This is a genomic window from Tessaracoccus sp. MC1627 (genome assembly GCF_014164725.1).
GTDB lineage: Bacteria > Actinomycetota > Actinomycetes > Propionibacteriales > Propionibacteriaceae > Arachnia.
Genome location: NZ_JACJGA010000002.1, coordinates 289,512 through 314,626, shown reverse-complemented (window position 1 = coordinate 314,626; position 25,115 = coordinate 289,512). Strand labels below are relative to the sequence as shown.

Genomic DNA, 25,115 nt, shown 5'->3' with positions numbered 1-25,115 from the left:
CGGACGTAGTCAGACGCGGGCGGAGAGGAACTGCAGGACGGACTCGAAGAACTTGACCCCGTCGAGGGTGGGGCTGGTCAGCTCCTCGACGTTGTGCTCCGGGTGCGGCATCAGGCCGACGACGTTGCCCCGCTCGTTGGTGATGCCCGCGATGTCGTTGGCCGACCCGTTGGGGTTGTCCAGGTAGCGGAAGACCACCTGGTCGTTGTCCTCGAGCTTGCGCAGCGTCTCCGGCGAGGCCTGGTAGTTGCCCTCGCCGTTCTTCAGGGCGATGGTGATCTCCTCGCCCTTGGTGAACGCGCAGGTCCACGTGGTGTCGATGGTCTCCACCCGCAGCCGGACATCGCGGCAGATGAAGTGCTGGCCCTCGTTGCGGATCATCGCCCCTTCAAGCAGGTGCGCCTCGCACAGGAGCTGGAAGCCGTTGCAGATGCCGAGCACCGGCATGCCGGCGTTGGCGGCGTCGATGACCGTGCCCATGACAGGGCTGAACCTGGCGATGGCGCCGCAGCGCAGGTAGTCGCCGTAGGAGAAGCCGCCGGGAAGGATGATGGCGTCCACGCCGTCGATGGAGTCCGACCCGTGCCACAGCGGCACGGCCTCGCTCCCCGTCAGCCGGACGGCGCGCAGCGCATCATGGTCGTCCAGCGACCCCGGGAACGTGACGACGCCGATGCGCGGCATCAGTCGGCCACCACATCGAAGGACTCGATGACGGTGTTGGCCAGCAGCTTCTCCGCCGCCTCGCCGATCTGGGCCAGCACCTCGGGCGTGACCTCGCCGTCGACCTGGATCTCGAACCGCTTGCCCTGGCGGACGGTGAGCCCGTCGAAGCCCAGCCGCTTGAGGGCGCCCGTGACGGCCTTCCCCTGCGGATCCAGGATCTCGGGCTTCGGCATGACGTTGACGACGACGCGTGGCATGGCACGGATCCTAGCGGACCTGCCCCAGCCGGCCGTGACTCCGGCCACCCTCGGACTGATCAGGATCCGGCGAGGGCGGCCTCCACGCAGGCCCGGATGTCGCCCGCGGCCGCCCCCAATCGCTGCGCATCTGTCACGAACCGGGCCGCGAGCGAGGCCAGCGCCTCGCCCGAGGGCTGTGGCGCGCCGACCACGACGGTGCCCTGGCCTCGGCGGCTGGCTATCAGGCCCTCGCCCTCCAGCTCCCGGTACGTGCGCATCACCGTGCCGGGGGCCAGGCCCAGGTCCTTGGCCAGCTGCCGCACGGTGGGCAGCCTCGTGCCCACGCTCACGGCCCCAGCGCGGATGAGCACCGCCAGCTGCCGGCGCAGCTGTTCGTAGGGCGGGGTGGGATCCGCCGAGTCGACGCGCAACGCGACCGTCATCGCCCGCCCCCGTCGCGGGGAACCAGGAGCACGACGGCTGACCCGAGGAGTCCGACCAGGGCACCCACGGCCACAATGAGGCTGACCGCACCGGACGCGGTCGCGAGCGGCACCGGACCCAGCTCCAGCAGATCCATCCCCGAGACCAGCGTGACGGCAAGGGCCGATCCGCTCACGCCGACCCCGACGGCGGCCACGATCCCCTCCACGGTGATCCGACGCAGGGCGTCGTCCACCCGGACCAGTTCTGGGTCCGCACCGTTGCGCGGCCGGCGCACCGTCAGGACGAGCCCGAGGACCGCCAGCGCGAGGAGGAGCGCGAGGGCGAGACCGACCCATGAGGTGTAGAAGCTCCCGGGGAACGGGGTGCGGGCTGCTCCGTAGGTCCCTGACTGCGCGCCCTCCCCCTCGATCCACCACACCGACACGGCGCGCCCGGCGCGACCCATGTCGTCGGGAGACGCGGCGAGGGTCGAGAACAGGACGGCCGTGAGGAGCAGGGCCAGCAGGCACACCGTCCACCTGGTCAGGGCCGGCGGCAGGTAGCTGCGCAGTTGCCGGCGCTCGAGACCGGCGCTGCCGGTGACCCGCGCCGCCCGGTAGGCGCTCTGCTGACCGACGACGATGGCCGCGACCACGACGACCGCGGCCAGCAGGGGTGCGGCGAAGGTGAGCGGCCGGAGGTGCCCCCAAGCCAGGGCGGCCACCCCGGCCACCCCGCCGACGGCCAGCCCGATGCCCCGGTAGCGGATCGTGGCACGCCGGAGCGATCGCAGGCCTGGGTAGATCGTCTCGTCGAAGGCGAGGGAGCGCGCCCGACGCCCACCGGCCAGGAGCGCTGCGGCGCCGACGATGATGATGGCCAGCGGCAGGAACACCAGCGAGACCAATCCCGAGATGACCATTGCTTCTCCTTGTGTCAGATAAGTGATACAAACGTAACGACCCGGTTCTCTTGTGTCAAGCCACTGACACAAGAGACTCCTGGGCCGGCCGGTACCCTGACGCCCATGCCGTCGTCACGCTCCGCCGTCCCGCCGTTCGAGGTGATGACCGTCCTCGACAGGGTGGCCACGTTGCGGGCCGCCGGGCGCGACGTCATCTCGCTGTGCGCGGGCGAGCCGGCAGGGGGCGCGCCGACGGCCGTCAGCGCCGAGGCTGCCCGGCTCCACGCCGTCGGAAGCCCGTTCGGATACACCCCGGCGCTCGGCATCCGGCCGCTCCGGGAGGCGTTGGCCGGACACTATCGACGGTGGTACGGGGTGGAGCTGAGCGCTGAGCGCATCGCGCTCACCACCGGATCCTCCGGCGGATTCCTGCTCGCGTTCCTGGCCGCGTTCGAGGCGGGCGACAGGGTGGCGCTGGCCCGGCCCGGCTACCCCGCCTACCGCAACATCCTCAGCTCGCTCGGCTGCGAGGTGGTCGACATCGACTGCGGACCTGAGGTGCGGTTCCAGCCCACCGTCGAGCTGCTGGCGGCGGCCCACTCGGAGGCGCCCCTGGCCGGGCTGATCCTCGCCTCCCCGGCCAACCCCACGGGCACCATGGTGAGCCGGTCCGAGCTGGCCGCACTGGTGGCGTGGTGCGAGGACAACGGGGTGCGGCTCGTCAGCGATGAGATCTACCACGGTGTCACCTACCCCGTCGGAGCTGATCGCGGGACCTCCGTCCTCGAGCTCAGCGGCGACGCCGTCGTGGTGTCGTCGTTCAGCAAGTACTGGGGCATGACGGGGTGGCGGCTCGGGTGGCTGGTCCTCCCGGAGGCGCTGGTGGGCGCCGTCGACGCGTTGGCTGGAAACCTGGCGCTCTGCCCGCCCGCGCCGGCGCAGTACGCAGCGCTTCGGGCGTTCGACGACGCGTCCTACGCCGAGTGCGACGAGGCTGTGGCCGACTTCGCCGCCGCGCGCTCGGTGTTGCTGTCATCCGCGGGGCGCCTGGGGTGGGGTGTCGCGGCGCCGGCGGACGGGGCCTTCTACTACTACGCCGACCTCGGGGACCAGCTGGACCGGTGGGGCACGTCGGCTGCCTACGCCTCGGCGCTGTTGGAGGCCACCGGGGTCGCGGTGACTCCGGGGCGCGACTTCGACTCCCGGCTGGGCGACCGCACCGTGCGGATCAGCTTCGCCGCCGGCAGCGCCGCGATCGCGGAGGCCGTGGAGCGGATCGTCGCCTTCCAGGCGTGAGCGTCAGCGGGAGACGGTGGGGTCGCCGTCGATCCAGAACCGGAGCGGGAAGTCCGCGGCCTTGCCCACGCCGATGCGCGGACCGACGGCGACCCGCGGCTCCTCCCCCACCCGCGGGGTGAGCGTGAGGCCGGTGCTGCCGTCGAGCGGAGCGCCGGCGTCTGGGAGGGTGATGCCCATGGCGACGGTGAGCCGGGCGGGCCCGGCTGCGAGGTCGGTGTCGCGGCGGGTGACGCCCCTGGCCGAACGCCGCGCCCGGGCGGTCTCGAGGCCCTCGATCACCTCGCCGGCCCGGATCAGGACCCCGGTGGGGGTGCCGTCCACGGCCACCACCACGTTGAAGCAGGTGTGCAGGCCCATGTGCCGGTACACGTAGGCGTGCTGCCCGGGCCCGAACATGGCGGCGTTGCGTGCGGAGGGGCCGCGGAAGGCGTGCGACGCGGGGTCGAATCCTCCGCCGTAGGCCTCCACCTCGGTGATCCGCAGCGTGACGCGCGCGCCGTCGCGGTCGACGGTGAGGGTGCCGTTCAGGAGCGCCCTGGCCTTGGCCGCCACCTCGTAGAGCAACGCGACGGCCTCGGCGGGCAGCTCCGCGTAGGAGATCGACGGTGGAACCAGCATCACTCGCCGCGGGGGGTCAGCACCTCTGCCAGCCGGGCGCCGAGGGGAGAGTGCGGCATGGGCTCACCGTCGACGTGCGTGACCGGCGCGACAATGCGGCCGCTGGACAGCAGCCAGGCACCGCGGCAGCGCTCCAGGTCCGAGCGGGTGAGGGCGGCGACCTCGACGGTCAGTCCCGCACCCTCCGCCTTGTCGAGGAGCTCGGCGATGGTGATGGAGCGCAGGATGCCGTGGAGCGGGGGCGTGACGAGGATCCCGTCGATGTCCAGCACCACGCTCGACGTGGGGCCCTCCAGGAGTGAGCCCGACGGGGTGACGAAGATGACGTCGTCGGCGCCGTTGGCCTTCGCGTAGCGCTTCGCGGCCATGTTGATGCCGTAGGACAGCGACTTCGCACCCGGCAGGAGCCAGGGCAGCGGGGCCACGTCGGCGCCCTCGAAACCGCGGTCCAGGATCAGCACCCGGACGCCGTCGGTGCGTTCGCGTTTCGTGGTGGCGTCGAGCGGCGCGGCCATCACCCAGCCGTTGGGCTCGTCGAGGCCCTCAGGGCCGCGGGTCATGATCGTCCGCAGGACCGCCTCGGGCTCCTCGTCCCAGTCCCACGCCGCGAGGATCGCGGCGACGGCGCGGCGGTAGCCGGCCTCGTCGGGGGCGGGCAACTGGAGGATGCGGGCGGAGGTGGCCAGCCTGTCGAGGTGCTCGTCGAGGTGGTGCGCGCGGCCGAAGCTGGCCAGCATCGCGTCGAACACGCCGTCGCCTCGGACCACGCCCTGATCGTCTGCGCGGACGATGGGTGTCGCGGGGTCCACGAGGGTGCCGTCGAGCAGGGCGAGCATGCGGATGGTCATGCGGCCGAGATTACGCCTCAGGGGGCCCGACGGGGGCGAAGCCGTGGCCGGTCAGGCGACGGTAGGCCTCGAGGTAGCGCTCGCGCGTGGCCGCGACCACCTCGTCAGGCAACGGCGGGGGCGGGGTGTCCGTCGCCCTGTCCCAGCCGGAGTCCTTCGCCAGCCAGTCGCGCACGTACTGCTTGTCGAAGCTCGGCAGCGACTCCCCCGGCTTCCACGTCTCGGCGTCCCAGAACCGCGAGGAGTCCGGCGTCAGCACCTCGTCGGCCAACACCAGGGTGCCGTCGGCGCGGCGGCCGAACTCGAACTTGGTGTCGGCCAGGATGATCCCTCGCGCCGCCGCGATCTCCTGGGCGCGCGCGTAGATCCTCAGCGTCAGGTCCCTAAGCTCACCGGCCAGCTCCTCACCGTGGAGGGAGGCGATCGTGGCGAAGTCCACATTCTCGTCGTGCGCACCCAGAGGCGCCTTGATGGCCGGGGTGAAGATCGGCTCCGGCAGCTTGTCGCCGTCGCGCAGCCCCTCGGGCAGCGGCACGCCGCACACCGTCCGCGACACCTGGTATTCGGCCCACCCGGATCCGGTGAGGTAGCCGCGGGCGACGCACTCGACCTCCACCATGTCCAGCGCCTCGACGAGCGTGGCCCGCCCCGCGACAGCAGCCGGCACGTCGGTGCTCACCACGTGGTTGTCGACGAGGTCCGCCAGCTGCGCGAACCACCAGAGGCTGAGCTGGGTGAGGATGGCCCCCTTGTCCGGGATGGGGGTGGCCAGCACGTGATCGAAGGCCGAGATGTTGTCTGTGGCCACCATCAGGATGCGCTCGGTGCCGCCGTCGTCGACGGTGTACAACTCGCGCACCTTGCCGGCGTGCCGCAGCGGAAGGTTGAGGACGTCCCCGAACTGACTCACGCGGCTGAGCCTAGTGGCTGCCTCGACGCCGGCGAAAGATCACGATACGGACACAATCCCGGACCCCCCTTGACGCGGGTGACGGTCGCGGTTTAGCTTTATCTCATCGATGTAAACCGGACGTGGCCGAAGTTGGTCAAACAGGCTCATCGGAGCGGGTCGGCACGGACGCCGAGCTCGTTTTCAACGCTATAACAGGTGGCACGCCCATGTCGGCGTGCAAGAGGCGGAGGCTCGCTGTGATCCAGCGCACATACAGGTCAGGACGGGGGTCAGCTCAGTGAAGAGATGGCTCTACTCGCCCAAGGTGGCCCCTTACATCTTCGTGTTGCCGTTCGTCCTGACGCTGGCGATCTTCTGGGTGAGCCCGCTGATCAAGTCGTTCATCATGAGCACGCAGGACATCATCCCGGGCTCGGTGACCAACGTCGGCCTGGCCAACTTCGAGCGGCTGATCGGCGATCGCCTCTTCTACGTGGCCCTCGGCAACTCCATGAAGTACATGATCTTCACGCTGTTCCTGCTCATCCCCATCCCGCTGCTGCTGGCCGTGCTCATCAATTCCAAGCTCGGCACGGACAAGATGAAGGCCATCTTCAAGTCGGTGATGTTCATCCCGGCGCTCACCTCCGTCGTGATCGCGGGCATCGTCTTCCGCCTGATCTTCTCCGAGTCCCCCACCGCGCTGATGAACCAGGTGGTCGGAGCCTTCGGCGTCGATCCGGTGAAGTGGCTCAAGGGCAGCGAAACCGGCTTCCTGGCACTCCTCACCGTGGCGAGCTGGCGCTGGACTGGCGTCAACATCCTGTACTTCCTCGCCGGCCTGCAGGCCATCCCCACCGACTACTACGAGGCCGCCTCACTGGACGGCGCGTCGGCATGGCAGAAGTTCTGGCACGTCACCGTTCCCCAGATGAAGCCCACCATCGTCTTCGTGATCACCATCAGCGTCTACGGCGGCCTGGCCATGTTCCTGGAGAGCTTCATGCTCTGGGGTGGCAACAACTCCCCGCAGAACATCGGCCTCACCATCGTCGGCTACCTGTACCGGCAGGGCATCGAGAAGAACGACCTCGGTTACGCCTCGGCCGTGGGCGTGGTGCTGCTCATCATCGTGCTCGCCATCAACATCCCGCAGCTGATCGCCACCGGGACCTTCAAGAAGGAGGAGCGATGAGCACCTCGTCGTCACAGGTGAAGCCGATCGACGCCAGGCTCACCAAAGAGAAGGCTTCGCGCATCGGCAAGAACGACCGCCAGATGAGCGACGAAGGCAAGGCGTTCCGCCGCCGTTCCCGCGGCGCCACGGCGCTGATGGTCCTGTTCTTCGTGGGCCTGGGGCTGCTGGTGCTCCTCCCGTTCTGGGCGATCTTCGTCGCCACCTTCCAGGACGGCAACATGATCGTCCGCTACGGACTCAACCTCGGGATCGACTTCTCCACGGCCAGCTTCGACAACTGGGTGGCCCTGTTCACGGACTCCGGAAGCTACTTCCGGTGGTTCTTCAACAGCACACTGGTCACGCTTCTCCAGGTGGGCCTGACGCTGGCCATCAGCTCGTTCGTGGCCTACGGGTTCGCCATGTACGAGTTCCGGTTCAAGAGCGCTCTGTTCATCTCCGTGATCCTGCTCATGTCGGTGCCGTTCGAGATGCTCATGCTCCCGCTCTACATCCAGATCAACGACATGCAGCTCCAGGACACCTACACCGCCGTGATCCTGCCGTTCCTGGCGCATGCCGTGACCATCATGTTCTTCCGGCAGTACCTGCGGGGCATCCCCAAGGAGATCGTCGAGGCGGGCCGGATCGACGGCGTCACCGAGATGGGCATCTTCTTCCGGCTCGTGCTGCCGCTGACCAAGCCGGCCTTCGCCGCCATGGCCATCTTGAACGGCATGGGTAGCTGGAACAACTTCCTCTGGCCGCTGCTCGCTCTGCGCAGCCCGGACAAGTACACGTTGCCCATCGGCCTCAACACCTTGTTGACGCCGTACGGCAACAACTACGAACTCCTCATCGTCGGATCGTTCTTCTCCATGATCCCGATCTTCATCCTGTTCATCCTGTTCCAGCGGTTCTTCATTGAAGGCATGACCGCCGGCGCCATCAAGGGCTGACGCCCACTCCCCCCGTCCACCACAACTCAACATCCGACTCCCCAGCGCAGGTGCTGGAGGACAAGAAAGGTATCTGTCGATGAAACTCAAGAAGTTCGCCACAGCGGCTCTTGCAGCGGGCATGGCCACCATGGCCCTCACCGCGTGCAACACCGCTACGCCCGACACGTCGGCCGAGTCGACCGCCGAGGGCTCCGTCATCACCCAGGAGGCCGTCGAGGGCGCCACCGAACTGGAGCTGTGGACGTTCGTGGAGCTGCACGCGCAGTTCTACACCGAGATGGCTGAGATCTGGAACGAGCAGAACCCCGACAAGCTCGTCCAGATCGCCGTCAACGTCCTGCCCTACGACGACATGCACAACAAGCTGCAGATCGCGCTCACCTCGGGCCAGGGCGCCCCGGACATCTCCGACATCGAGGCCGGCAAGTTCCCGCAGTTCACGCAGGGCACCCCCGCGCTCATGGACCTCACCGAGGCCGCCGCACCGTACCGCGACAACATCGTCGAGGCCCGCCTCGACCTGTTCTCCAAGGACGACGCCCTCTACGGCCTGGACTTCCACGTGGGCGCCACCGTCGCGTTCTACAACACCGAGCTGCTCGAGGCCGCCGGGATCGACTACACGACGATCGTGACGTGGGACGACTACAAGGAGGCCGGCGTCGAGTACTTCGAGAAGACCGGCAAGTACCTGGGCACCGTCGACACCTCCGCGGCCTGGCAGGAGGGCCTCCTGCTGGCCCAGCTCGGCGGCGAGTACTTCACCGACGACGGCAAGGTCAACGTCAACAGCCCCGAGATGATCGAAGCGATCACCATCCTCAAGGGTCTTCAGGACGCCAACGCCGCCGCCGTCCCCCCGGGCGGCCAGCCGGACACCGAAGAAGCCTTCGGCGCCTACAACAACGGCGACTTCGCCGCTGCCGTGATGCCCTTCTGGTTCACCTCGCGCTACCTGGCCTACATGCCCGACTTCGCCGAGAAGATCGCCATCGCTCCCCCGCCCACCGTCGAGAACCCCGTCAACATCTCCGTCGGCGGCGGCGGCACCGGCACCGCGGTGATCAAGGACGGCGAGAACGCCGAACTGGCCGCCGAGTTCATCTCCTGGGCCAAGCTGGGCACCGAGGGCAACATCTCCACCTGGGAGCTGCTGGGCTTCGACCCGCTCAACACCGAGGTGTGGGCGGATCAGGAGATCACCCACAACCCGGAGAACAAGTTCGTCAAGTACTTCCAGAACAACCCGTTCGAGCCGCTCCTGGAGATCCAGGACAGCATCGGCCACCTGGAGTCCTTCACCAACGGCTCCATGCCTTCTGTGAACAACCTGCTCAACACCCAGACCCTCAACGACATCTTCGAAAACGATGTGCCGATCGAGGACGCGCTGAACCAGGCGCAGTCTGACCTGCAGAACGAGCTCGGCGAGTAATCGTCGCTCTCCCATCCCTCTGAAACGGGGCGATCGGGCTTAGCCCGCGGGCTACCGGATCGCCCCGTTTCGCTGTGCCCCGCCGCGTGCAGGGCACCCCGAACCACACTCGTCTGAGGAAGACACTTTCATGACATCTCATCGCATCAGCGTGGACCCGGACTTCGTCGTCGGCCCGGTCCGCCCCAGGACCTTCGGCTCCTTCGTGGAGCACCTCGGGCGCTGCGTCTACACCGGCATCTACGAACCCGGCCACCCCACCGCCGACGAGCAGGGCTTCCGCCAGGACGTCCTCGAGCTGGTCCGCGAGCTCGGCGTCTCCACCGTGCGCTACCCCGGCGGCAACTTCGTCTCCGGCTACCGCTGGGAGGACGGCGTCGGCCCCGTCGACCAGCGCCCCGCCCGTCTGGACCTGGCCTGGCACTCCACCGAGCCCAACACCTTCGGCACCGACGAGTTCATGTCGTGGTGCGTCAAGGCCGACGTCGAGCCGATGATGGCCGTCAACCTCGGCACCCGCGGCATCCAGGAGTCGCTGGACATTCTCGAATACTGCAACGTTCCCGGCGGTTCGCACTTCGCTGATCAGCGCCGCGGCAACGGCGCCGAGGACCCCTACCGCGTCAAGATGTGGTGCCTCGGCAACGAAATGGACGGCCCGTGGCAGATCGGCCACAAGACCCCCCAGGAATACGGTCGCCTCGCCGCCGAGACCGCGCGCGCCATGCGGATGATCGATCCTGGCCTGGAGCTGGTGGCCTGCGGCTCCTCCAACACCGAGATGCCCACCTTCGGCGAGTGGGAGCGGGTGGTCCTGACGGAGACCTATGACGTGGTGGATATGGTCTCTGCCCACGTCTACTACTACGAGGACGAGGGCGACCTCGGTTCGTTCCTGGCCTCCGCCGTCAACATGGACAGCTTCATCGACGGCGTGGTCGCGACGGCGGACGCGGTGCGAACAGCGACCAAGCGCACCAAGCGGATCAACATCTCGTTCGACGAGTGGAACGTCTGGTACCAGCAGCGGGTCGAGTCCAAGGTGTCCGAGGGCGACGACTGGCCGGTGGCACCCCGGCTCCTCGAGGACCTCTACAACGTGGCCGACGCAGTCGTGGTGGGCAACCTGCTCATCTCGCTGCTGCGCCACACGGACCGGGTGCACTCCGCGTCGCTGGCGCAGCTGGTCAACGTGATCGCCCCGATCATGACCGAGCCCGGCGGCCCTGCATGGAAGCAGACCACCTTCCACCCGTTCGCGCTCACCTCGAGGTACGCAAAGGGATCTGTGCTCAACGTTCCCGTCCGGAGCGAGACCTACGAGACGGCCAAGTATGGCGAGGTCGCCCAGATCGACGCGGTGGCCACGCACGACGCCGAGGCTGGAGAGGTCGCGGTGTTCGTGGTCAACCGAGGGATGGCGGGGACGGCACCCATCGAGGTCAACCTCAAGGCGTTCGGCGAGGCGCGCCTGGTCGAGGCGGTCCAGCTGTCCAACCCGGATCACACCTGGGCGGCGTCGATGCAGGACTCGACGTCGGTCGAGCCCCAGTCGATCGACGGCGCCGCGATCGTCGACGGCATCCTGAAGGCGGAGCTCCCTGCGGTCAGCTGGGCGATGTTCCGCATCGCGACCGCGTGAGCTGATATCGCCTCCCGCTCCCGGTGCCGGGAGACATGACACGAGGCCCGTGCGGCCCTTGACCACACTCTGCTTCTCGACCGCAAGCCGGTCAGGGGCAGGGTAGTCGAGGCCGCACGGGCCTCGTCTCATGTCTCCCTGCACTGGTCCGGAGGTGGCGTGGCCGGCCCCGGGCTGGTGCCGACAGGGCGGCCTGGTGAAGGTCTGTCCAGGCGGGACGCCAGTTCGGTGACCCTCAAGCTGGGCACCCCGACGCAGAACGCCCTGCCGTCCCCCACCCTCGCGCACAACCCGCGTCGCGCGCCGGCCCGCTCGGCTGGCTGAGGCGCGAGGAGCGCAGCGACGACCCCACCGCTGGCTGAGGCGCGAGGAGCGCAGCGACGACCCCACCGCTGGCTGAGGCGCGAGGAGCGCAGCGACGACGACCCCACCGCTGGCTGAGGCGCGAGGAGCGCAGCGACGAGCCTCGAAGCCTAAGAAACGTGCGCTGACAAGGTCACCTTCCATAGGCTTCGAGGCCGCTGCGCGGCACCTCAGCCAACGAGACATGAGCCACGAAGCCACCGACGGGGACAGCAGGGCGGTGGGTGGTGGGGGCCGGGGCAGGTTGGGTGGGCGTTGATGACGGCGTCGCAGCGCGAAGCGCCGCCGCCGGCATCATGGGCGGCCCGGCCCCCACCACACGCCGCCAACCCCGACCATAACGGGCGGCGGACCGGCAGATGTCGGCGCCCGCGCAGCGGCCCGGCCCCCACCACACCCAACCACAACGGGCGGCGAAACGTCAGATGTCGGCGCCCGCGTAGCGGTCCGGGGCGTCCGCCATACCGGCGGCCAGGGTGGCGCCGTCGGCGTCGTCGATCAACAGGAACGCGCCGCTCCTGCGCAACTCGTGGTAATCGTCGATGGGGAGGTCGTCGGCGAGCCGGACCCGCACGCGGCCGATGTCGTTGAGCCGCAACTCCTGCGGGGCGCGACGGTACTCGACCGAATCGATGTCGAGCTGGTCGATGATCTCCTCCACCATGGCCCGCACCGTGCGCGTGCCGGCGCGCAGCAGCACGCGGTCCCGCGGGCGGATCGGGCGCTCCGACAGCACGCACACCGTGCCACCGACCGAGCGCGTCACATACCCGCGACGCTCGGGCTCCGCGATGAGATCGCCCCGCGAGATGTCGATGTCGTCGGCCAACCGCAGGGTCACGGACTGCGGCGCGTACGCCACCTCCAACTCCCGCACCGAGCCGTCGGCCTGCCCCAGGTCGATGCCGACGACGGTGGTGGTCCGTCCGCCGGGCAGCACGGCCACCTCGTCGCCCACCTTGACCACGCCGGCGGTGATCCGCCCCGCGTAGCCGCGGTAGTCGCGGTGCTCCCCCGATTGGGGGCGGATGACCACCTGGACGGGGAACCGAAGCGGCTGTTCCGAGGGATCGGTGCCGACGGGGACCGACTCCAGGTGTTCCAGGAGCGTGGGCCCGTCGTACCAGGCGGTGTGGGCCGAGCGGTCCACGACGTTGTCACCCAGCAGCGCCGAGAGGGGCACCGCCACCACGTCCTCGATGTCGAAGCGGGCGGCCAGTGCCCGCGCGTCGGCCACGATCTCGTCGTAGCGCTCCCGGCTCCACTCCACCAGGTCCATCTTGTTCACCGCCAGAGCCACGTGCCGCACGCCCAGAAGCCCGGTGACGGCGAGGTGTCGCCGGGTCTGCTCGACGACGCCGTAGCGGGCGTCGACGAGGATCAGCGCCAGCTCGGCGGTGGAGGCGCCGGTGACCATGTTGCGCGTGTACTGCACGTGGCCGGGGGTGTCCGCCAGCACGTAGGAGCGGTTGGCGGTGGAGAAGTAGCGGTAGGCCACGTCGATGGTGATGCCCTGTTCACGCTCGGCGCGCAGCCCGTCGGTGAGGAGCGCCAGGTCCGCGCCCTCGAGGCCGCGCTCCTTCGACACCCTCTCCACCGCGTCGAGCTGATCGGCCAGCACAGACTTGGTGTCGTAGAGGAGGCGCCCCACCAGGGTGGACTTGCCGTCGTCGACGGAACCCGCCGTCGCGAGCCGGAGGAGGTCGTGCGTCATCAGAAATATCCCTGCTTCTTGCGGTCTTCCATGGCGGCCTCGGAGAGCCGGTCGTCGGCGCGGGTTGCGCCGCGCTCGGTAATACGCGAGGCAGCGACCTCGAGGATCACGCCCGCCACGTCGGCCGCGTCGGACTCGACGGCGCCCGTGCAGCTCATGTCGCCGACGGTGCGGTAGCGCACGATGCGGGTCTGGGTGGGCTCGCCCGGCTTCGGGCCGCCCCACTCCCCCGCGGTCAGCCACATGCCGTCGCGATTGAACACCTCACGCTCGTGCGCGTAGTACAGGCCGGGCAGCTCGATGCGCTCACGCTCGATGTAGCGCCACACGTCGAGTTCGGTCCAGTTGGACAGCGGGAAGACGCGCACGTGCTCGCCGGGCGAGTGCTTGCCGTTGTACAGCTCCCACAGCTCGGGGCGCTGCCTGCGGGGATCCCAGGCGCCGAAAGAGTCGCGCAGCGAGAACACCCGCTCCTTGGCGCGGGCCTTCTCCTCGTCGCGCCGCCCGCCGCCGAACACGGCGTCGAATCGGCCGGCCTCGATGGCGTCGAGCAGCGGGACGGTCTGAAGCGGGTTGCGGGTGCCGTCGGGGCGCTCGCGGAGGCGTCCGTCGTCGATGTAGTCCTGCACGGAGGCCACGTGGAGCCGGGCGCCGATCCGCGCGACGGTGTCGTCGCGGTAGGTCAGCACCTCGGGGAAGTTGTGGCCGGTGTCCACGTGGAGGAGCGCGAACGGCAGCGGCGCCGGGGCGAACGCCTTGAGCGCCAGGTGCAGCATGACGACGGAGTCCTTGCCGCCGCTGAACAGGATGACGGGGCGCTCGAACTCGCCCTCCACCTCCCGGAAGATGTGGATGGCCTCGGACTCCAGGTGGTCCAGGTGGTCCAGGGTGTATTCGGGGGGAAGTGTCATGTGTGCAATCCGCATTCGGTCTTGTTCTTCCCGGCCCAGCGGCCGGCTCGGGGGTCTTCTCCGGGGGCGACGGGGCGCGTGCAGGGCGCGCAGCCGATCGACGCGTAGCCGCGCTCCCGCAGCGGGTTGAGGTGGACGTCCTCCTCGAAGGCGAACCGGTCCACGTCGTCGTCGTCCCAGGCCGCGATCGGGTTGAGCTTGACGATCCGCCGCTTCTCGTCGAAGCCCACCAGCGTGATGTCGGTGCGGGTGGGCGCGTCAACCCGCCGCATCCCCGTGACCCAGGCCTTGTGACCGGCGATGGCGCGGTTGAGGGGCTCCACCTTGCGCATGGCGCAGCAGAGGTCTGGGTCGCGGTCGTGGAGCCGGGCTCCGTATTCGGCGTCCTGCTGGTTGACGCTCAGCACGGGCAGGATGGTGCGGATCTTGACGCGTTCGGCGTAGTGGTCGCGGGTTTCGAGGGTCTCGGCGAAGTGGTAGCCGGTGTCGAGGAAGAACACGTCAAGGCTGGGCGCCGACTGGGCGATCAGCTCCACCAGCACCTCGTCGCCCATCGACGACGCGACAGTGATGTCCGCGCCGAAGGTTTCCTCGGCCCACTGCAGGACCTCGCGGCTGAGCTTCACCTTGCCGAGGTGGCCCGCGTAGGCGGGGTCCGACTCGAGGGCGGTGAACCGCTCGTTGGCCTCGTCGGCGATGGCGTGCAGGTCATCCATGGTGCTTGGCCTCCTCTTCGGCGATCCGGGCTGGGATGTGCTCGGCTGCCACCCGGTGCTGGGTGACGGAGAACACTCGGGCGCAGGCCAGGCAGTGCCAGGCCCCGATGGGCTCCTCGACGGGGCGCAGGTCCTCCTCCGCGCAGAACGGGCAGTGGAAGATCACCGCGCTCATCGCAGGAGGTCCTCGTCGGCCCGGTGGGCCCACTGCGCGAAGGGCTCGTCGGCGTCGCGGTGGGCGAGGAACGTGCGTGCCAGGCGCTCGATGTAGTCCGGCAGGTCCGCGGCCGCCACCTTCAGTGCCCTGGTCTTGCGGGCCAACTGCGGGGTGGCGCCGAGTCCGCCGCCGAGGTGCACCTGGAAGAGCTCGACGAGGTTGCCGTCCGCGTCGGACTGCACCATGCCCTTGAGGCCCACGTCCGCCACCTGGGTGCGGGCGCAGGCGTTGGGGCAGCCGTTGACGTGGATGCTGAACGGCACGTCGAATTCCGGGAGCCGGGCCTCGAGCTCCTCGACGATGAGGCGGGCGCGCGCCTTCGTCTCCACGAGCGCCAGCTTGCAGTACTCGATGCCGGTGCAGGCCATCACGCCGCGGCGGAACTCCGACGGCCGCGCGGGCAGGTCCTCGGCGTCGAGCGCCTCGACGAGAGCCTCGACGGCGTCGCCGGGCACGTCGAGGACGAGCAGCTTCTGGTGGGGGGTGAGCCGAACGCGGCCGGAGCCGTGCTGGGCGGCGAGGTCCGCGATGCGGGTGAGCCGGGTGCCCGAGACGCGGCCGGCGATGGGCGCGACGCCCACCCAGAACGTGCCGTCGGCCTGGGCGTTGACGCCCACATGGTCGCGGCGGAGGTGGGTGGCGTCCTGGGGTGGGCCGTCGAGAAGCTTGCGCCCCAGGTACTCGGTCTCGAGGACGTGGCGGAACTTCTCCGGCCCCCAGTCCGCCATGAGGAACTTGAGGCGGGCGCGGTTGCGGAGGCGGCGGTAGCCGTAGTCGCGGAAGATCGAGACCACGCCCTTCCACACCTCTGGGACCTCCTCCAGCGGCACCCACGCGCCGAGCCGCTGCGCGAACATCGGGTTGGTGGAGAGCCCGCCGGCCGCCCATACGTCGAAGCCGGGGCCGTGCTCGGGGTGGATGACGCCGACGAAGGAGACGTCGTTGGCCTCGTGCGCCACGTCGAGGTTGGGGCTGCCGGAGATGGCGGTCTTGAACTTGCGGGGCAGGTTGGAGAACTCGGGGGTGCCGATGTAGTTGTCCAGGATGGCGCGCACGGCGGGGGTGCCATCGACGATCTCGTTGGCGGCGATGCCCGCCACGGGCGAGCCGAGGATGACGCGGGGGGTGTCGCCGCAGGCCTCAGCGGTGGTCAGGCCCACCGCCTCGAGGCGGCGCCAGATTTCCGGCACGTCCTCCACGCGGATCCAGTGCAGCTGGATGTTCTCGCGGTCCGAGATGTCCGCGGTGTCGCGGGCGAACTCGGTGGAGATGGTGGCGACGACCCGCAGCTGCTCGTTGGTCAGGGACCCGCCGTCGGAACGCACGCGCATCATGAAGAACTCGTCGTCGAGGGCCTCGGGGGGAAGCGTGGCGGTCTTCCCGCCGTCGATTCCGGGCTTGCGCTGCGTGTAGAGACCCCACCAGCGCATCCTGCCGCGCAGATCCTCTGGCGCGATGCTGGAGAAGCCCTCCTTGGAGTAGACCTCCTCGATGCGGGCGCGGACGTTGAGCCCGTCGTCGGCCTGCTTGAACACCTCGTTGGGGTTCAGCGGCGTCTTGTCGCCGTCGGCCCAGGCGCCGGTGGCCTGGTTGCGCTTGGGGCGGGTTACCGCTTCGGTCATCGTCGGTCCTTCGTCGGGGGCCTTGCTGAATCCCCCAACCCGACGATGGGGCCGGTCATTCCCGACGGCCAGCCGTGATCGCCATGGGCGAACAGGATTTTTCAGGCCTCGGCGCCGTCGAGCGTTGTCACGGCCTGAGCGCTGCCCTCCACCTCGATGGGGATGGTGTTGATGGCGATGATGCCGAGAAACAAAGTCTCGTACGAGCCGCGCACCGTCACATGGGCGCGGTTGCCGCCCTCGACCCTGGCCTCGGCGGACAGCCCCGCCACGCGGGCGAAGCTGACCGCCTCCCTCTTGGCCGCGGCCACGTCGAGGGTGGCGCCGTCCGGGGTGATGCGGAGCTCGTGTGTCGCGGCTCTGGCCGCCTGGGACGCCACCGCCCTCGCCTCCTGCTCGGCGGCGGCATGCCCGGCGAAGTCCACCCCGAGGCCCACCATGAGGATGAAGGCGGGCAGCGACACCGAGGTCCACACCGACAGCGCGAGCCCTCGTTGGTCGCGGGTGGTCATCGCACCGACACCGACTGCAACTCACCGACGATGACGTCCGCGGAGCGACTCAGCTGCAGTGGGAGGGTGCCGGTGAAGCCGGCCGCGGACCAGTCCACCGACCAGGTGGAGGTCGCGGTGACGGTGTAGCGGCCGTCCTCGAGGTACACGTACCCGCAGTCGGGCGAGGCGACGTTCTTCCCGCCCTGGGTACGCGCGGAGGACCACGCGGTGCCGCGGCCGCAGGAGACCGTTTCACCGTCGCCCATGTCCCACTGGACGCGGCTGGCGCCTGCGGTCAGGGTCACCGCGATGCCGGAGTCGGTCGCGGAGGCGGTGACCGGGCCCCACTGCTTGTCCGACGGGGTGTCGGCCCACAGCCAGGTCTCCCATCCGACGAAGCCGATCCGTTCGGTGGTGTCGCCGCGGGGCTGCATGCCGAGGTCGATGGCCTCGAGGCCGATGGATGCCAGGACCCGTCGGGCGGCGGCCTCGGCATCGGCTTGAGTCACTGGGTCTGGGGGCGCGGGCAGCCAGCGCGTGAAGACCATCCCGGGGTCGCGCACCAGGGAGCCGTTCGGACGAATACAGGTATAGATGGCGCCCTCGCTGTTGGCCTCCCATGACGCGTCAGTCAGCGGTGGCTGCGGCTCCTTGATTCGGCACCAACCTTGGGCCGCGCCGCTCCACGTCCCGTAGGCCGTCCGGCAGGCGATCTCCTCGCCAGCGAAGGAGCAGGTCCGTTCACCGCCGCTACTGGTGCCACCGCCTCCCGATCCATCCCCCTTCGACGATCCTTCGGGAGAGGTTGGTAGCTCGATCCATGCATAGCAAATGCCAGTGTCGGACGAGACACGGACACACTGCTGCTCTGCCGCAGCGGTGAGTGTCTGAAGGGTGACAAGACAGATGATCGCTAGCAAGAGCCGGAGAGCCCTCAACATGCGGCAGGCTCGTTTCTGATCATCGCGACTCGCCACTTGCCGTCCAGACCGACCCGGAGAGTTGCAGTCTCGAGGAAGGTAGGTGGTACGTCAACTGTCACGGCTGTCCCGGTCTCAGCGTCGACAAGGCTCACGCCGCTGCGGTCCAGGCAGTAACTGATCTCGGCAGTGCCAGCCTCCTGCTGATTTGGAACTTCCGTGATCGCAACGCCCCGGAACACTCGTCCACCGAGGGACTTCCACCCGTTATCCCGCAGCTCGCCAAGAGCCTGAATGATCAGCGCCGCCTCCTCTTCAGTGGTCACATACTGCGTCTCGGTCCAGTCAGTCAGGGACGGGTCGGCCGCGAACTTCTCATAAACCCGCCAGTACTCCATCCAGGCCGCCCGAATCGCAGCCTGCTCAGCCGACTCCGTCGCGGGGGCCGGCGGAAACGACTCCACTGCCGTCGGGGACGGACTCGGCGACACCGAGGGACTCGCGGACGCCGTCGGCGACACGAACACCGACGGCGACGCCGTCGGGGCGACGTCCGGGGTGCAGCCCACGGCGAGCGCCACGACAGCGAGGGGCACGAGAAGGTGACGCATGGGCTCTCCGATCGAACAGGTCGGGGCCTATTCAACCAAGCAACCGGGTCATCTCCGCATCCGGTCCGTCAGCTGTGGATAACTCCGGTCAGAGCACGGCGCCCGGGCGGTACGCGGCCGCCTCCGGATCCGCCGCGACGACCTCAGCCACGCGCGCCGCCACCCGCGACACCTGCGCCTGCGCCGTTCCCGCCAACTCCAGCGGGCTGACCACCAGCGCGCCGAGCTCGTCGCGGGTGAGCCCGAGGCGCTCGTCGCCGGCGAGTCGGTCGAGGAGGTCGTTGACCCGCGCTCCCTTGCGCAGGTCCAGCGCCACCGCGACGGCGTGCTCCTTGATCGCCTCGTGCGCGACCTCCCGGCCCACGCCCTTGCGGACGGCGGCCATCAGCACCTTCGTGGTGGTGAGGAACGGCAGGTAGCGGTCGAGCTCGGCCTCGATGACGGCGGGGAAGGCGCCGAAGTCCGCCAGCACCGTGAGGAACGTCTCGAACAGGCCGTCGAGGGCGAAGAACGCGTCCGGCAGCGCGATCCTGCGCACCACGGAGCAGGAGACGTCGCCCTCGTTCCACTGGTCGCCGGCGAGCTCGCCCACCATGGACACGTAGCCGCGGATGACGACGGCGAGGCCGTTGACGCGCTCGCAGGAGCGGGTGTTCATCTTGTGGGGCATCGCCGACGAGCCCACCTGCCCCTCCTTGAACCCCTCGGTCACCAGCTCGAGGCCCGCCATCAGGCGGATGGTGGTGGCCACGTTCGACGGCGCCGCGGAGATCTGCGCCAGCGCGGTGACCGCGTCGTAGTCAAGCGAGCGCGGGTACACCTGCCCCGTCGAGGTGAGGACGGCCCCGAAGCCGAGTTCGTCGGCGATCCGCTGCTCAAGCTCGGCCAGCTTGCCGGCGTCGCCGCCGAGGAGATCGAGCATGTCCTGGGCGGTGCCGACGGGGCCCTTGATCCCGCGAGCGGGGTAACGGGCGATGAGGTCGTCGAGGCGGGCGAGGCCCGTGAGCAGCTCGTCGGCCGCCGTGGCGAACCGCTTGCCCAGGGTGGTCAGCTGCGCGGCCACGTTGTGGGAGCGGCCCGTCAGCGGCTGATCGGCGTACTCGCTCGCCAGCCGGGCGAGTTGCGCCAGCGCCGCCACCACGCGGATCCGGACTGCCCGCAGCGAGTCGAGCACCTGCAGCTGTTCGATGTTCTCGGTGAGGTCGCGAGACGTCATGCCCTTGTGGATGTGTTCGAACCCGGCAAGGTCGTTGAACTCCTCGATCCGGGCCTTCACGTCGTGGCGGGTGATGCGTTCGAGGGCGTTGATGGAGTCGAGGTCCACCTGGTCGATCACCCGCTCGTAGGCCGCGATCACCTCGTCGGCGTTCGCCCCGCCGAAGTCGACGCCGAGGTCGCGTTGTGCGCGCAGCACGGCGAGCCATAGCTTTCGCTCGGAGACGATCTTGGCCTCGGGGGCCCAGATGTCGCGCATCTGCTGCGAGGCGTAGCGGTTGGCCAGCACGTTGGGGACGCTCATGGCACCACAGCCTAGGACTCCCCCTGTGGATACCGGAAAAGTCGGTGCCCAGCGCCCCACCATGGCGACGTGCCCAGCCAGCCATCACACAACCAGTGCGATTCCGGGGAGATAGAGCCCAGAGAGGGCCATCTCCCCGATTCCTCACTCCCAAGCCTCCCCGGGGTCATGTCCCTGGCCCACCTCAGGACCCTGGGCTACGACTCGGCCCGGATCAGGGGCGAGCTGGATGACGGACGTCTGAGGAAGGTGTCGCGGGGCTGGTACGCGACTCCCCAGGCACATGCGTGGGAGTTGGAGGCGCTCGCCGCTCGCGCCCGGGTTGGCTGCTTGAGCGGGTGCCAACTGCATGGCCTCTGGACGCCCCAGGTAGCGGAGGCGCACTTCATCGTCGGCATGGGATCCGCCTCCCTGAGCTCGACCTGGCATCGATCGCGCGGGGACTTGCCGAGGATCGCGCTCTATCCGCTGAGCGACTGCCTCGCCCAGGTGATCCGCCATCACAATCCCGAGAAGGCCCTGATGGTCCTTGAGTCAGCCGTCAACAAGGAACTGCTGTCCACCGATGTCGCAGACATCCTGATCCGCGAAGCCCCTGTCCACAAGCAGCGCACCTTGCAGTTCTTCGACGGCGACGCGGGGTCCGGCTCGGAAACGCGGGTCCGACTGTTCCTCCAGCAGCACCGTTTCTCCGTCCGTTCCCAGCAGCAGATCTCAGGAGTGGGAGCGGTGGATCTGCTCGTCGGGAGATCCCTGATCATCGAGTGCGACAGCGCCGCCCACCACACCGATCACAGGGAGGACCGACGACGGGACCTGGCGGCGCGCGAACTCGGATACTCGACGTTGCGGCTGAGCTACAGCCAGATCCATAGGACCTGGAGCAAGACCAGCGCCAAGTTGCTGCGCATCCTGCGGACGGGCGGGCACCTCACCCCTCCGTCGCCGGTACCTGAATAGTGAGGATCCGGGGAGATAGCTCTCTATGGGAGCTATCTCCCCTGATCCTCACCGTTTGCGAATCCCGACGAGGCTCACCCAACGGAACTGCCTCGTGTCAGGGGTCGGGGAAGGCACCGTCGACGTACATCCACCGCCCCGCCCGGCGCGCGAACCGGGAGCGTTCCCGCAGCGCACCGTCGCGATGCGCTGCCTCGAACTCCACCACGCCCACCTCGTCGCCCGGCCCACCGTCGACCACGTCCAGGACCGTCAGCCCCGTCCACTCGACGCCGTGCGCACGAACCGATTCCGGGCGCGTGCTCGGGTGCCAGGTGCGCCACAGGTAGTCGCCGTCGCCGACCACGAACGCGCTGTACCGCGACCGCATCAGCTCCTCAGCGGTCGCCGCCTGGCGCTCGCCTGCCAGAAGCGGCCCGCAGCACGTCCCCCAGGAAGCCCCACCGCAGAGGCACGCGCTCACGTCAGCTCACCCACGAGGTGGGGCTTGCCTTCCCGGTTGACGACGGCGAACCTCCAGCCCGCCTCGTCGCGCGCCGCGGCGAACCGCACCTTTCCCGGCAACAGGATGGGCTTGGCGAACTGGACCCGCACCGTGTACGCCTCCGGCAGCCCGCCGCCCAACGCCGCGACAGCGCGGGCGTGGGTCCACATCCCGTGGATGATCGGCCTCGGGAAGCCGAACAGCCGGGCGGTCAACGGGTTGAGGTGGATGGGGTTCGAGTCGCCCGAGACCGCCGCGTAGCGACGGCCCTGGTCAGCGCCGAGCCGCCATTCCTGCGACGGCGCCACCGACGGCGCCTGCAGCCGCACCGGCGACGGCGCCTCCCCCGCCACCTTGGCCCCCGACGCCAGGTACACCGAAACTCCCCGCCACACCAGCTCATCTGCGGCGTGGATCTCGCCCACCATGTCGAAGGTGGCTCCCTTGGCGTGGGGCTGGAGATTCTCCGCCCGCACCAGGATCCTCAGCGGCTCGTCGACGGTGACCCGACGGTGCAGCGTCATCTCGTTGGTCACGTGCACCAGCCCGGCCAGAGGGAAGGGGAAGTCGTCTGCCGCCATCACCTCCATCTGCAGCGGGAACGTCAGCACGTGCAGCCAGGTGGCGGGCATCGCGTCGCGCAAAGCGAAGCCGGTCTCGGCGCAGTAGGCCGCCAGCCGCGACACCTCAACCCGGTGCTCCAACACCAGGTAGCTGCGATCCGGCAGGGACGACACCTCCCCCGGCTTCTTCAGCATCCCCAGCGCGGCCTTCGCCAGCACGCCCGACGGCTCCGGCAGCGCCGGAAGCACCCGCACGTCGCGCGCCATCAGGCGCCCACCAGGTTCTGCCCGCACACCCGGATGACCTGCCCGTCGACCCCGCCGGAGGCCGGCCCGCACAGGTAGGCCAGCGTCTCGGCCACGTCGACGGGGTTGCCACCCTGCGTGAGCGAGTTCGAGCGCCGGAAGATCTCGCGCTGCACGAACGGGATGGCGGCCGTCATCTCGGTCTCGATGAACCCGGGCGCGACGGCGTTGACGGTGATCGGCCGGTCCGCCAGCTCGTCGCGCATCGCCCAGACCAGGCCCATGACGCCGGCCTTGGAGGCGGCGTAGTTGGTCTGTCCCTTGTTGCCCGCCACGCCCGAGGTGGACGCGATGCCGACGATCCGGGCCGCCTCGTCCAGCCCACCGGGCACGTCGTGGGTGAGCAGGTAGTCGTTGATCCGCATCTCCGCGGCGAGGTTCACGTCGAGCACCGAGGACCACCGCTGCTCGTCGAGGTTGGCGAGCAGCTTGTCGCGGGTGATGCCCGCGTTGTGCACGATGGCCCAGATCCGGGCGGACTCCCCGTGCACGTGAGCCACGTGGGCCGCGATCCTGGCCCCGGCATCCGCCAGGGTGATGTCGAGCTGCAGCGCCGAGCCGCCGATCCCGTTGGCGACCTTGGCGAGCGCGTCCCCGGCCGCGGGGATGTCGACGGCGACCACCGTCGCCCCATCACGGGCGAAGGTCCGCGCGATGGCGGCACCGATCCCCCGGGCCGCCCCCGTGACCACCACGATCCGCCCCTCGAACGGGCGCGCCGTCAGCTCATGCGGGTCCTTCGACGGCCCCACCCGCCACGTCTGCCCGCTCACGAAGGCCGAGCGGCCCTCCAGCAGGAAGGACAGCGTGGAGGCGAGGTCCGCGGCGGAGGTGCCGGTGCGGACGAACACCAAGTTCGACGTGGCGCCGCCCCGCAACTCCTTGGCCACCGTGCGGTTGATCCCGTCGATGCCCTGGGCCACGGCCTTGGCCTCCAGGCCGGTCACGTCGCGGGCGTCGGTGGCCAGGATGATCACGCGGCCGGAGCCCTCCAGGGAGCGCATCGCCGGGCGCAGCACCTGCCGCAGCCCCTCCAGCTGAGCGATCTCACGCACGCCGGTGGCGTCCACCACGACGGCCCCGGGGCGCACCGGGTAGCGCGGCGGAACGTCGCGACCCTTCTCGTCCTTCGTCCGCGTCTCCGGGACGTCGAGCATCGCCTCGCCGGGGACGACACCCAGCTGGGCCAGCGTCGACGCGGCCAGGCCCCCACCGTCGAGCGCGCCCAGCACCACCGGCCCCGACGGCATCACGCGCCCGCGGCGGAGCACCGGCGGGTCGGCCAGGCCGGCCTTCCGGGCCACGAACTTCCCAGCGGGGGTTGCATACAACTTCTCCAGCACGTCCATCTCACGCCTCCAGGATCGCGACGACGCCCTGGCCGCCGGCCGCGCAGATCGACACCAGTCCACGGGAGCCCGGGCCCCGCTCGTGCAACATCTTCGCCAACGACGCGACGATTCTGCCGCCGGTGGCCGCGAAGGGGTGACCCGCAGCCAGCGACGACCCCTTCACGTTGAGCTTCGAGCGGTCGACGGTGCCCACGCCGTTGGCCTCCAGCGCCTTGATCGTGGCCAGGACCGTGGAGGCGAACGCCTCGTGGATCTCCAGGAAGTCGAAGTCCGCCAGGGTCAGGCCGTTGCGCTCGAGGAGCTTCGGGATGGCGCGCGTCGGCGCCAGGAGGAGGTCCTCCTTGCCCGTCGTGTAGTCCGCGGCGGCCACCTGCGCGTCCACCACCCTGGCCCAGACGGGCCAGCCGCGGCCGCGCGCGAACTCCTCCTCCGCAACGAGCACCAGGGCGGCGCCGTCGGTGAGGGCCGTGGAGTTGCCGGCGGTCATAGTCGCCTCGTCACCCTTGCCGAAGACGGTGCGCAGCTTCCCGAGCGCCTCTTGAGTGGTGTCGGGTCGAAGGATGCCGTCGCGCGACACCTTCAGGTACGGCGTTACCAGGTCGTCGAAGAACCCCTCGTCCCACGCGGCGGCCAGGTTCCGGTGCGAGGCCAGGGCGAGGTCGTCCTGGTCCTCGCGCGTCACGCCCCACTTCGCGGTGGTCAGCGCCTGGGACTCGCCCATGCTCAGGCCGGTGCGCGGCTCGACGACGGCGGGCGGCACGGGAGCCAGGTCCGCGGGACGGATCCGCGCCAGCGCGGCGAGCTTGTCCGGCAGGGACCTGGCCCGCGACAGCGCCAGCATCGCCTTGCGCATCCCCTCGGAGGTGACCAGCGGAGCGTCGGAGGCCGAGTCCACGCCGCCCGCGATGGCCACGTCCACCTGGCCCAGCCGGATCTTGTTCGAGGCGTAGACCACGGCCTCCAGGCCGGTGCCGCAGGCCTGCTGCAGGTCGCATGCGGGGGTGTGCGGGGAGAGCGCGGAGCCGAGCACCGCCTCCCGGGTGAGGTTGAAGTCGCGCGTGTGCTTGAGCACCGCGCCGGCGACGACCTCACCCACCTCCTGGCCGGCCAGGCCGAACCTGGCGACCAGCCCGTCGAGGGCCGCGGTCAACAGGTCCTGGGCTGAGGCCTCGGCGTACTTGCCGCCGGCCTTGACGAAGGGGGTGCGGTTGCCGCCCACCACCACTGCGGTGCGTGTCATCGACGTTGATCCTCT

25 protein-coding genes and 1 pseudogene are annotated in these 25,115 nt (G+C 69.5%); 6 read left to right on the top strand and 20 right to left on the bottom strand.

Annotated features, from left to right (window positions below; translation table 11 throughout):
* Nucleotides 1-9: 9 nt before the first annotated feature.
* From purQ to H5399_RS06605, 4 genes are read right to left on the bottom strand one after another with little or no spacing between them, the layout of a single operon-like run.
* The gene (gene purQ, locus H5399_RS06620) at nucleotides 10-684 is read right to left on the bottom strand and encodes a phosphoribosylformylglycinamidine synthase subunit PurQ (protein ID WP_182782234.1); all 675 of its coding nucleotides are present in this window, start codon (nucleotides 682-684) and stop codon (nucleotides 10-12) included.
* Nucleotides 684-923 carry a phosphoribosylformylglycinamidine synthase subunit PurS gene (gene purS / locus H5399_RS06615; protein ID WP_182782233.1) on the bottom strand — a complete coding sequence of 80 codons (240 nt, stop codon included), beginning with the start codon at nucleotides 921-923 and terminating at the stop codon, nucleotides 684-686. The genes purQ and purS overlap by 1 nt, the downstream gene beginning before the upstream one ends.
* A 59-nt stretch (nucleotides 924-982) precedes the next feature.
* Nucleotides 983-1,348, bottom strand: a complete 366-nt coding sequence (locus tag H5399_RS06610) for a GntR family transcriptional regulator (RefSeq protein WP_182782232.1) — start codon at nucleotides 1,346-1,348, stop codon at nucleotides 983-985.
* On the bottom strand, nucleotides 1,345-2,253 hold the full coding sequence (locus H5399_RS06605) for a hypothetical protein (RefSeq protein WP_182782231.1): 909 nt from the start codon (nucleotides 2,251-2,253) through the stop codon (nucleotides 1,345-1,347). The genes H5399_RS06610 and H5399_RS06605 overlap by 4 nt, the downstream gene beginning before the upstream one ends.
* A 105-nt stretch (nucleotides 2,254-2,358) precedes the next feature.
* Here H5399_RS06605 and H5399_RS06600 point away from each other — a divergent pair, with 105 nt between their 5' ends.
* Nucleotides 2,359-3,531 carry a pyridoxal phosphate-dependent aminotransferase gene (locus H5399_RS06600; protein WP_182782230.1) on the top strand — a complete coding sequence of 391 codons (1,173 nt, stop codon included), beginning with the start codon at nucleotides 2,359-2,361 and terminating at the stop codon, nucleotides 3,529-3,531.
* A 3-nt stretch (nucleotides 3,532-3,534) separates the two neighbouring features.
* On the opposite strand, the gene H5399_RS06595 is transcribed toward H5399_RS06600, so the two are convergent.
* The 3 genes and pseudogenes from H5399_RS06595 to H5399_RS06585 all read right to left on the bottom strand — a co-directional run.
* Nucleotides 3,535-4,152 carry a DNA-3-methyladenine glycosylase gene (locus tag H5399_RS06595; protein ID WP_182782229.1) on the bottom strand — a complete coding sequence of 206 codons (618 nt, stop codon included), beginning with the start codon at nucleotides 4,150-4,152 and terminating at the stop codon, nucleotides 3,535-3,537.
* Nucleotides 4,152-5,000 (bottom strand): aminotransferase class IV, encoded by an 849-nt coding sequence (locus H5399_RS06590; protein WP_182782228.1) that lies wholly within the window; start codon nucleotides 4,998-5,000, stop codon nucleotides 4,152-4,154. Before H5399_RS06590 ends, H5399_RS06595 begins: the two co-directional genes overlap by 1 nt.
* 46 nt (nucleotides 5,001-5,046) lie before the next feature.
* Nucleotides 5,047-5,910, bottom strand: a pseudogene (locus H5399_RS06585) (phosphoribosylaminoimidazolesuccinocarboxamide synthase); the annotation flags it as partial.
* Nucleotides 5,911-6,190: 280 nt separating this feature from the next.
* Between H5399_RS06585 and H5399_RS06580 the strand changes: the two are divergent.
* The 4 genes from H5399_RS06580 to H5399_RS06565 all read left to right on the top strand — a co-directional run bounded on the left by H5399_RS06580 (nucleotide 6,191) and on the right by H5399_RS06565 (nucleotide 11,108).
* Nucleotides 6,191-7,087: a carbohydrate ABC transporter permease gene (locus H5399_RS06580; protein WP_182782226.1), complete on the top strand. Its 897-nt coding sequence runs from the start codon at nucleotides 6,191-6,193 to the stop codon at nucleotides 7,085-7,087.
* The gene (locus tag H5399_RS06575; protein ID WP_255422093.1) at nucleotides 7,084-8,028 is read left to right on the top strand and encodes a carbohydrate ABC transporter permease; all 945 of its coding nucleotides are present in this window, start codon (nucleotides 7,084-7,086) and stop codon (nucleotides 8,026-8,028) included. The genes H5399_RS06580 and H5399_RS06575 overlap by 4 nt, the downstream gene beginning before the upstream one ends.
* 79 nt (nucleotides 8,029-8,107) lie before the next feature.
* Nucleotides 8,108-9,466: an ABC transporter substrate-binding protein gene (locus tag H5399_RS06570; RefSeq protein ID WP_182782225.1), complete on the top strand. Its 1,359-nt coding sequence runs from the start codon at nucleotides 8,108-8,110 to the stop codon at nucleotides 9,464-9,466.
* Nucleotides 9,467-9,596: 130 nt separating this feature from the next.
* Entirely contained in the window at nucleotides 9,597-11,108 is a 1,512-nt protein-coding gene (locus tag H5399_RS06565) for an alpha-N-arabinofuranosidase (RefSeq protein ID WP_182782224.1), read from the top strand.
* Nucleotides 11,109-11,892: 784 nt separating this feature from the next.
* Here the strand turns inward: H5399_RS06565 and H5399_RS06560 are convergent.
* The 9 genes from H5399_RS06560 to purB all read right to left on the bottom strand — a co-directional run bounded on the left by H5399_RS06560 (nucleotide 11,893) and on the right by purB (nucleotide 20,195).
* A complete protein-coding gene (locus H5399_RS06560; protein WP_182782223.1) occupies nucleotides 11,893-13,185 on the bottom strand; it encodes a sulfate adenylyltransferase subunit 1 in 1,293 nt (430 codons plus the stop codon).
* Nucleotides 13,185-14,096 (bottom strand): sulfate adenylyltransferase subunit CysD, encoded by a 912-nt coding sequence (cysD, locus tag H5399_RS06555; RefSeq protein WP_255422089.1) that lies wholly within the window; start codon nucleotides 14,094-14,096, stop codon nucleotides 13,185-13,187. The genes H5399_RS06560 and cysD overlap by 1 nt, the downstream gene beginning before the upstream one ends.
* Nucleotides 14,093-14,812, bottom strand: coding sequence for a phosphoadenylyl-sulfate reductase (locus H5399_RS06550; protein WP_182782221.1), 720 nt, complete (start codon nucleotides 14,810-14,812; stop codon nucleotides 14,093-14,095). The genes cysD and H5399_RS06550 overlap by 4 nt, the downstream gene beginning before the upstream one ends.
* The gene (locus H5399_RS06545) at nucleotides 14,805-14,987 is read right to left on the bottom strand and encodes a hypothetical protein (protein WP_182782220.1); all 183 of its coding nucleotides are present in this window, start codon (nucleotides 14,985-14,987) and stop codon (nucleotides 14,805-14,807) included. Before H5399_RS06545 ends, H5399_RS06550 begins: the two co-directional genes overlap by 8 nt.
* Nucleotides 14,984-16,651 (bottom strand): nitrite/sulfite reductase, encoded by a 1,668-nt coding sequence (locus H5399_RS06540; protein ID WP_182782219.1) that lies wholly within the window; start codon nucleotides 16,649-16,651, stop codon nucleotides 14,984-14,986. The genes H5399_RS06545 and H5399_RS06540 overlap by 4 nt, the downstream gene beginning before the upstream one ends.
* 101 nt (nucleotides 16,652-16,752) lie before the next feature.
* Nucleotides 16,753-17,163 (bottom strand): hypothetical protein, encoded by a 411-nt coding sequence (locus H5399_RS06535; RefSeq protein WP_182782218.1) that lies wholly within the window; start codon nucleotides 17,161-17,163, stop codon nucleotides 16,753-16,755.
* Entirely contained in the window at nucleotides 17,160-17,708 is a 549-nt protein-coding gene (locus H5399_RS06530; RefSeq protein WP_182782217.1) for a hypothetical protein, read from the bottom strand. Before H5399_RS06530 ends, H5399_RS06535 begins: the two co-directional genes overlap by 4 nt.
* Before the next feature lie 371 nt (nucleotides 17,709-18,079).
* On the bottom strand, nucleotides 18,080-18,676 hold the full coding sequence (locus H5399_RS06525; protein ID WP_182782216.1) for a hypothetical protein: 597 nt from the start codon (nucleotides 18,674-18,676) through the stop codon (nucleotides 18,080-18,082).
* Between the two features lie 88 nt (nucleotides 18,677-18,764).
* A complete protein-coding gene (gene purB, locus H5399_RS06520; protein ID WP_182782215.1) occupies nucleotides 18,765-20,195 on the bottom strand; it encodes an adenylosuccinate lyase in 1,431 nt (476 codons plus the stop codon).
* A gap of 168 nt (nucleotides 20,196-20,363) precedes the next feature.
* On the opposite strand from purB, the gene H5399_RS06515 reads away from it, so the two are divergent.
* Nucleotides 20,364-21,155, top strand: coding sequence for a DUF559 domain-containing protein (locus H5399_RS06515; protein ID WP_182782214.1), 792 nt, complete (start codon nucleotides 20,364-20,366; stop codon nucleotides 21,153-21,155).
* Between the two features lie 97 nt (nucleotides 21,156-21,252).
* On the opposite strand, the gene H5399_RS06510 is transcribed toward H5399_RS06515, so the two are convergent.
* Genes H5399_RS06510 through H5399_RS06495 form a run of 4 tightly spaced genes read right to left on the bottom strand, consistent with a single transcriptional unit; the run spans nucleotide 21,253 to nucleotide 25,100 of the window.
* Nucleotides 21,253-21,618: a YchJ family protein gene (locus H5399_RS06510; protein ID WP_370585698.1), complete on the bottom strand. Its 366-nt coding sequence runs from the start codon at nucleotides 21,616-21,618 to the stop codon at nucleotides 21,253-21,255.
* Nucleotides 21,615-22,469: a MaoC/PaaZ C-terminal domain-containing protein gene (locus tag H5399_RS06505; RefSeq protein ID WP_182782212.1), complete on the bottom strand. Its 855-nt coding sequence runs from the start codon at nucleotides 22,467-22,469 to the stop codon at nucleotides 21,615-21,617. Before H5399_RS06505 ends, H5399_RS06510 begins: the two co-directional genes overlap by 4 nt.
* On the bottom strand, nucleotides 22,469-23,857 hold the full coding sequence (locus H5399_RS06500; RefSeq protein WP_182782211.1) for a 3-oxoacyl-ACP reductase: 1,389 nt from the start codon (nucleotides 23,855-23,857) through the stop codon (nucleotides 22,469-22,471). The genes H5399_RS06505 and H5399_RS06500 overlap by 1 nt, the downstream gene beginning before the upstream one ends.
* 1 nt (nucleotide 23,858) lies before the next feature.
* The gene (locus tag H5399_RS06495; RefSeq protein WP_182782210.1) at nucleotides 23,859-25,100 is read right to left on the bottom strand and encodes an acetyl-CoA C-acetyltransferase; all 1,242 of its coding nucleotides are present in this window, start codon (nucleotides 25,098-25,100) and stop codon (nucleotides 23,859-23,861) included.
* Nucleotides 25,101-25,115 lie beyond the last annotated feature (15 nt).

What these genes read in the sequence shown, in the direction of transcription:
- purQ (WP_182782234.1), bottom strand. Translation starts at nt 684, where the DNA reads ATGCCGCGCATCGGCGTCGTCACGTTCCCGGGGTCGCTGGACGACCAT.
- purB (WP_182782215.1), bottom strand. Translation starts at nt 20,195, where the DNA reads ATGAGCGTCCCCAACGTGCTGGCCAACCGCTACGCCTCGCAGCAGATG.
- H5399_RS06500 (WP_182782211.1), bottom strand. Translation starts at nt 23,857, where the DNA reads ATGGACGTGCTGGAGAAGTTGTATGCAACCCCCGCTGGGAAGTTCGTG.
- H5399_RS06575 (WP_255422093.1), top strand. Translation starts at nt 7,084, where the DNA reads ATGAGCACCTCGTCGTCACAGGTGAAGCCGATCGACGCCAGGCTCACC.
- H5399_RS06560 (WP_182782223.1), bottom strand. Translation starts at nt 13,185, where the DNA reads ATGACGCACGACCTCCTCCGGCTCGCGACGGCGGGTTCCGTCGACGAC.
- H5399_RS06595 (WP_182782229.1), bottom strand. Translation starts at nt 4,152, where the DNA reads ATGCTGGTTCCACCGTCGATCTCCTACGCGGAGCTGCCCGCCGAGGCC.
- purS (WP_182782233.1), bottom strand. Translation starts at nt 923, where the DNA reads ATGCCACGCGTCGTCGTCAACGTCATGCCGAAGCCCGAGATCCTGGAT.
- H5399_RS06605 (WP_182782231.1), bottom strand. Translation starts at nt 2,253, where the DNA reads ATGGTCATCTCGGGATTGGTCTCGCTGGTGTTCCTGCCGCTGGCCATC.
- H5399_RS06570 (WP_182782225.1), top strand. Translation starts at nt 8,108, where the DNA reads ATGAAACTCAAGAAGTTCGCCACAGCGGCTCTTGCAGCGGGCATGGCC.
- H5399_RS06600 (WP_182782230.1), top strand. Translation starts at nt 2,359, where the DNA reads ATGCCGTCGTCACGCTCCGCCGTCCCGCCGTTCGAGGTGATGACCGTC.
- H5399_RS06525 (WP_182782216.1), bottom strand. Translation starts at nt 18,676, where the DNA reads ATGCGTCACCTTCTCGTGCCCCTCGCTGTCGTGGCGCTCGCCGTGGGC.
- H5399_RS06610 (WP_182782232.1), bottom strand. Translation starts at nt 1,348, where the DNA reads ATGACGGTCGCGTTGCGCGTCGACTCGGCGGATCCCACCCCGCCCTAC.
- H5399_RS06505 (WP_182782212.1), bottom strand. Translation starts at nt 22,469, where the DNA reads ATGGCGCGCGACGTGCGGGTGCTTCCGGCGCTGCCGGAGCCGTCGGGC.
- H5399_RS06550 (WP_182782221.1), bottom strand. Translation starts at nt 14,812, where the DNA reads ATGGATGACCTGCACGCCATCGCCGACGAGGCCAACGAGCGGTTCACC.
- H5399_RS06540 (WP_182782219.1), bottom strand. Translation starts at nt 16,651, where the DNA reads ATGACCGAAGCGGTAACCCGCCCCAAGCGCAACCAGGCCACCGGCGCC.
- cysD (WP_255422089.1), bottom strand. Translation starts at nt 14,096, where the DNA reads ATGACACTTCCCCCCGAATACACCCTGGACCACCTGGACCACCTGGAG.
- H5399_RS06535 (WP_182782218.1), bottom strand. Translation starts at nt 17,163, where the DNA reads ATGACCACCCGCGACCAACGAGGGCTCGCGCTGTCGGTGTGGACCTCG.
- H5399_RS06565 (WP_182782224.1), top strand. Translation starts at nt 9,597, where the DNA reads ATGACATCTCATCGCATCAGCGTGGACCCGGACTTCGTCGTCGGCCCG.
- H5399_RS06495 (WP_182782210.1), bottom strand. Translation starts at nt 25,100, where the DNA reads ATGACACGCACCGCAGTGGTGGTGGGCGGCAACCGCACCCCCTTCGTC.
- H5399_RS06515 (WP_182782214.1), top strand. Translation starts at nt 20,364, where the DNA reads ATGTCCCTGGCCCACCTCAGGACCCTGGGCTACGACTCGGCCCGGATC.
- H5399_RS06545 (WP_182782220.1), bottom strand. Translation starts at nt 14,987, where the DNA reads ATGAGCGCGGTGATCTTCCACTGCCCGTTCTGCGCGGAGGAGGACCTG.
- H5399_RS06590 (WP_182782228.1), bottom strand. Translation starts at nt 5,000, where the DNA reads ATGACCATCCGCATGCTCGCCCTGCTCGACGGCACCCTCGTGGACCCC.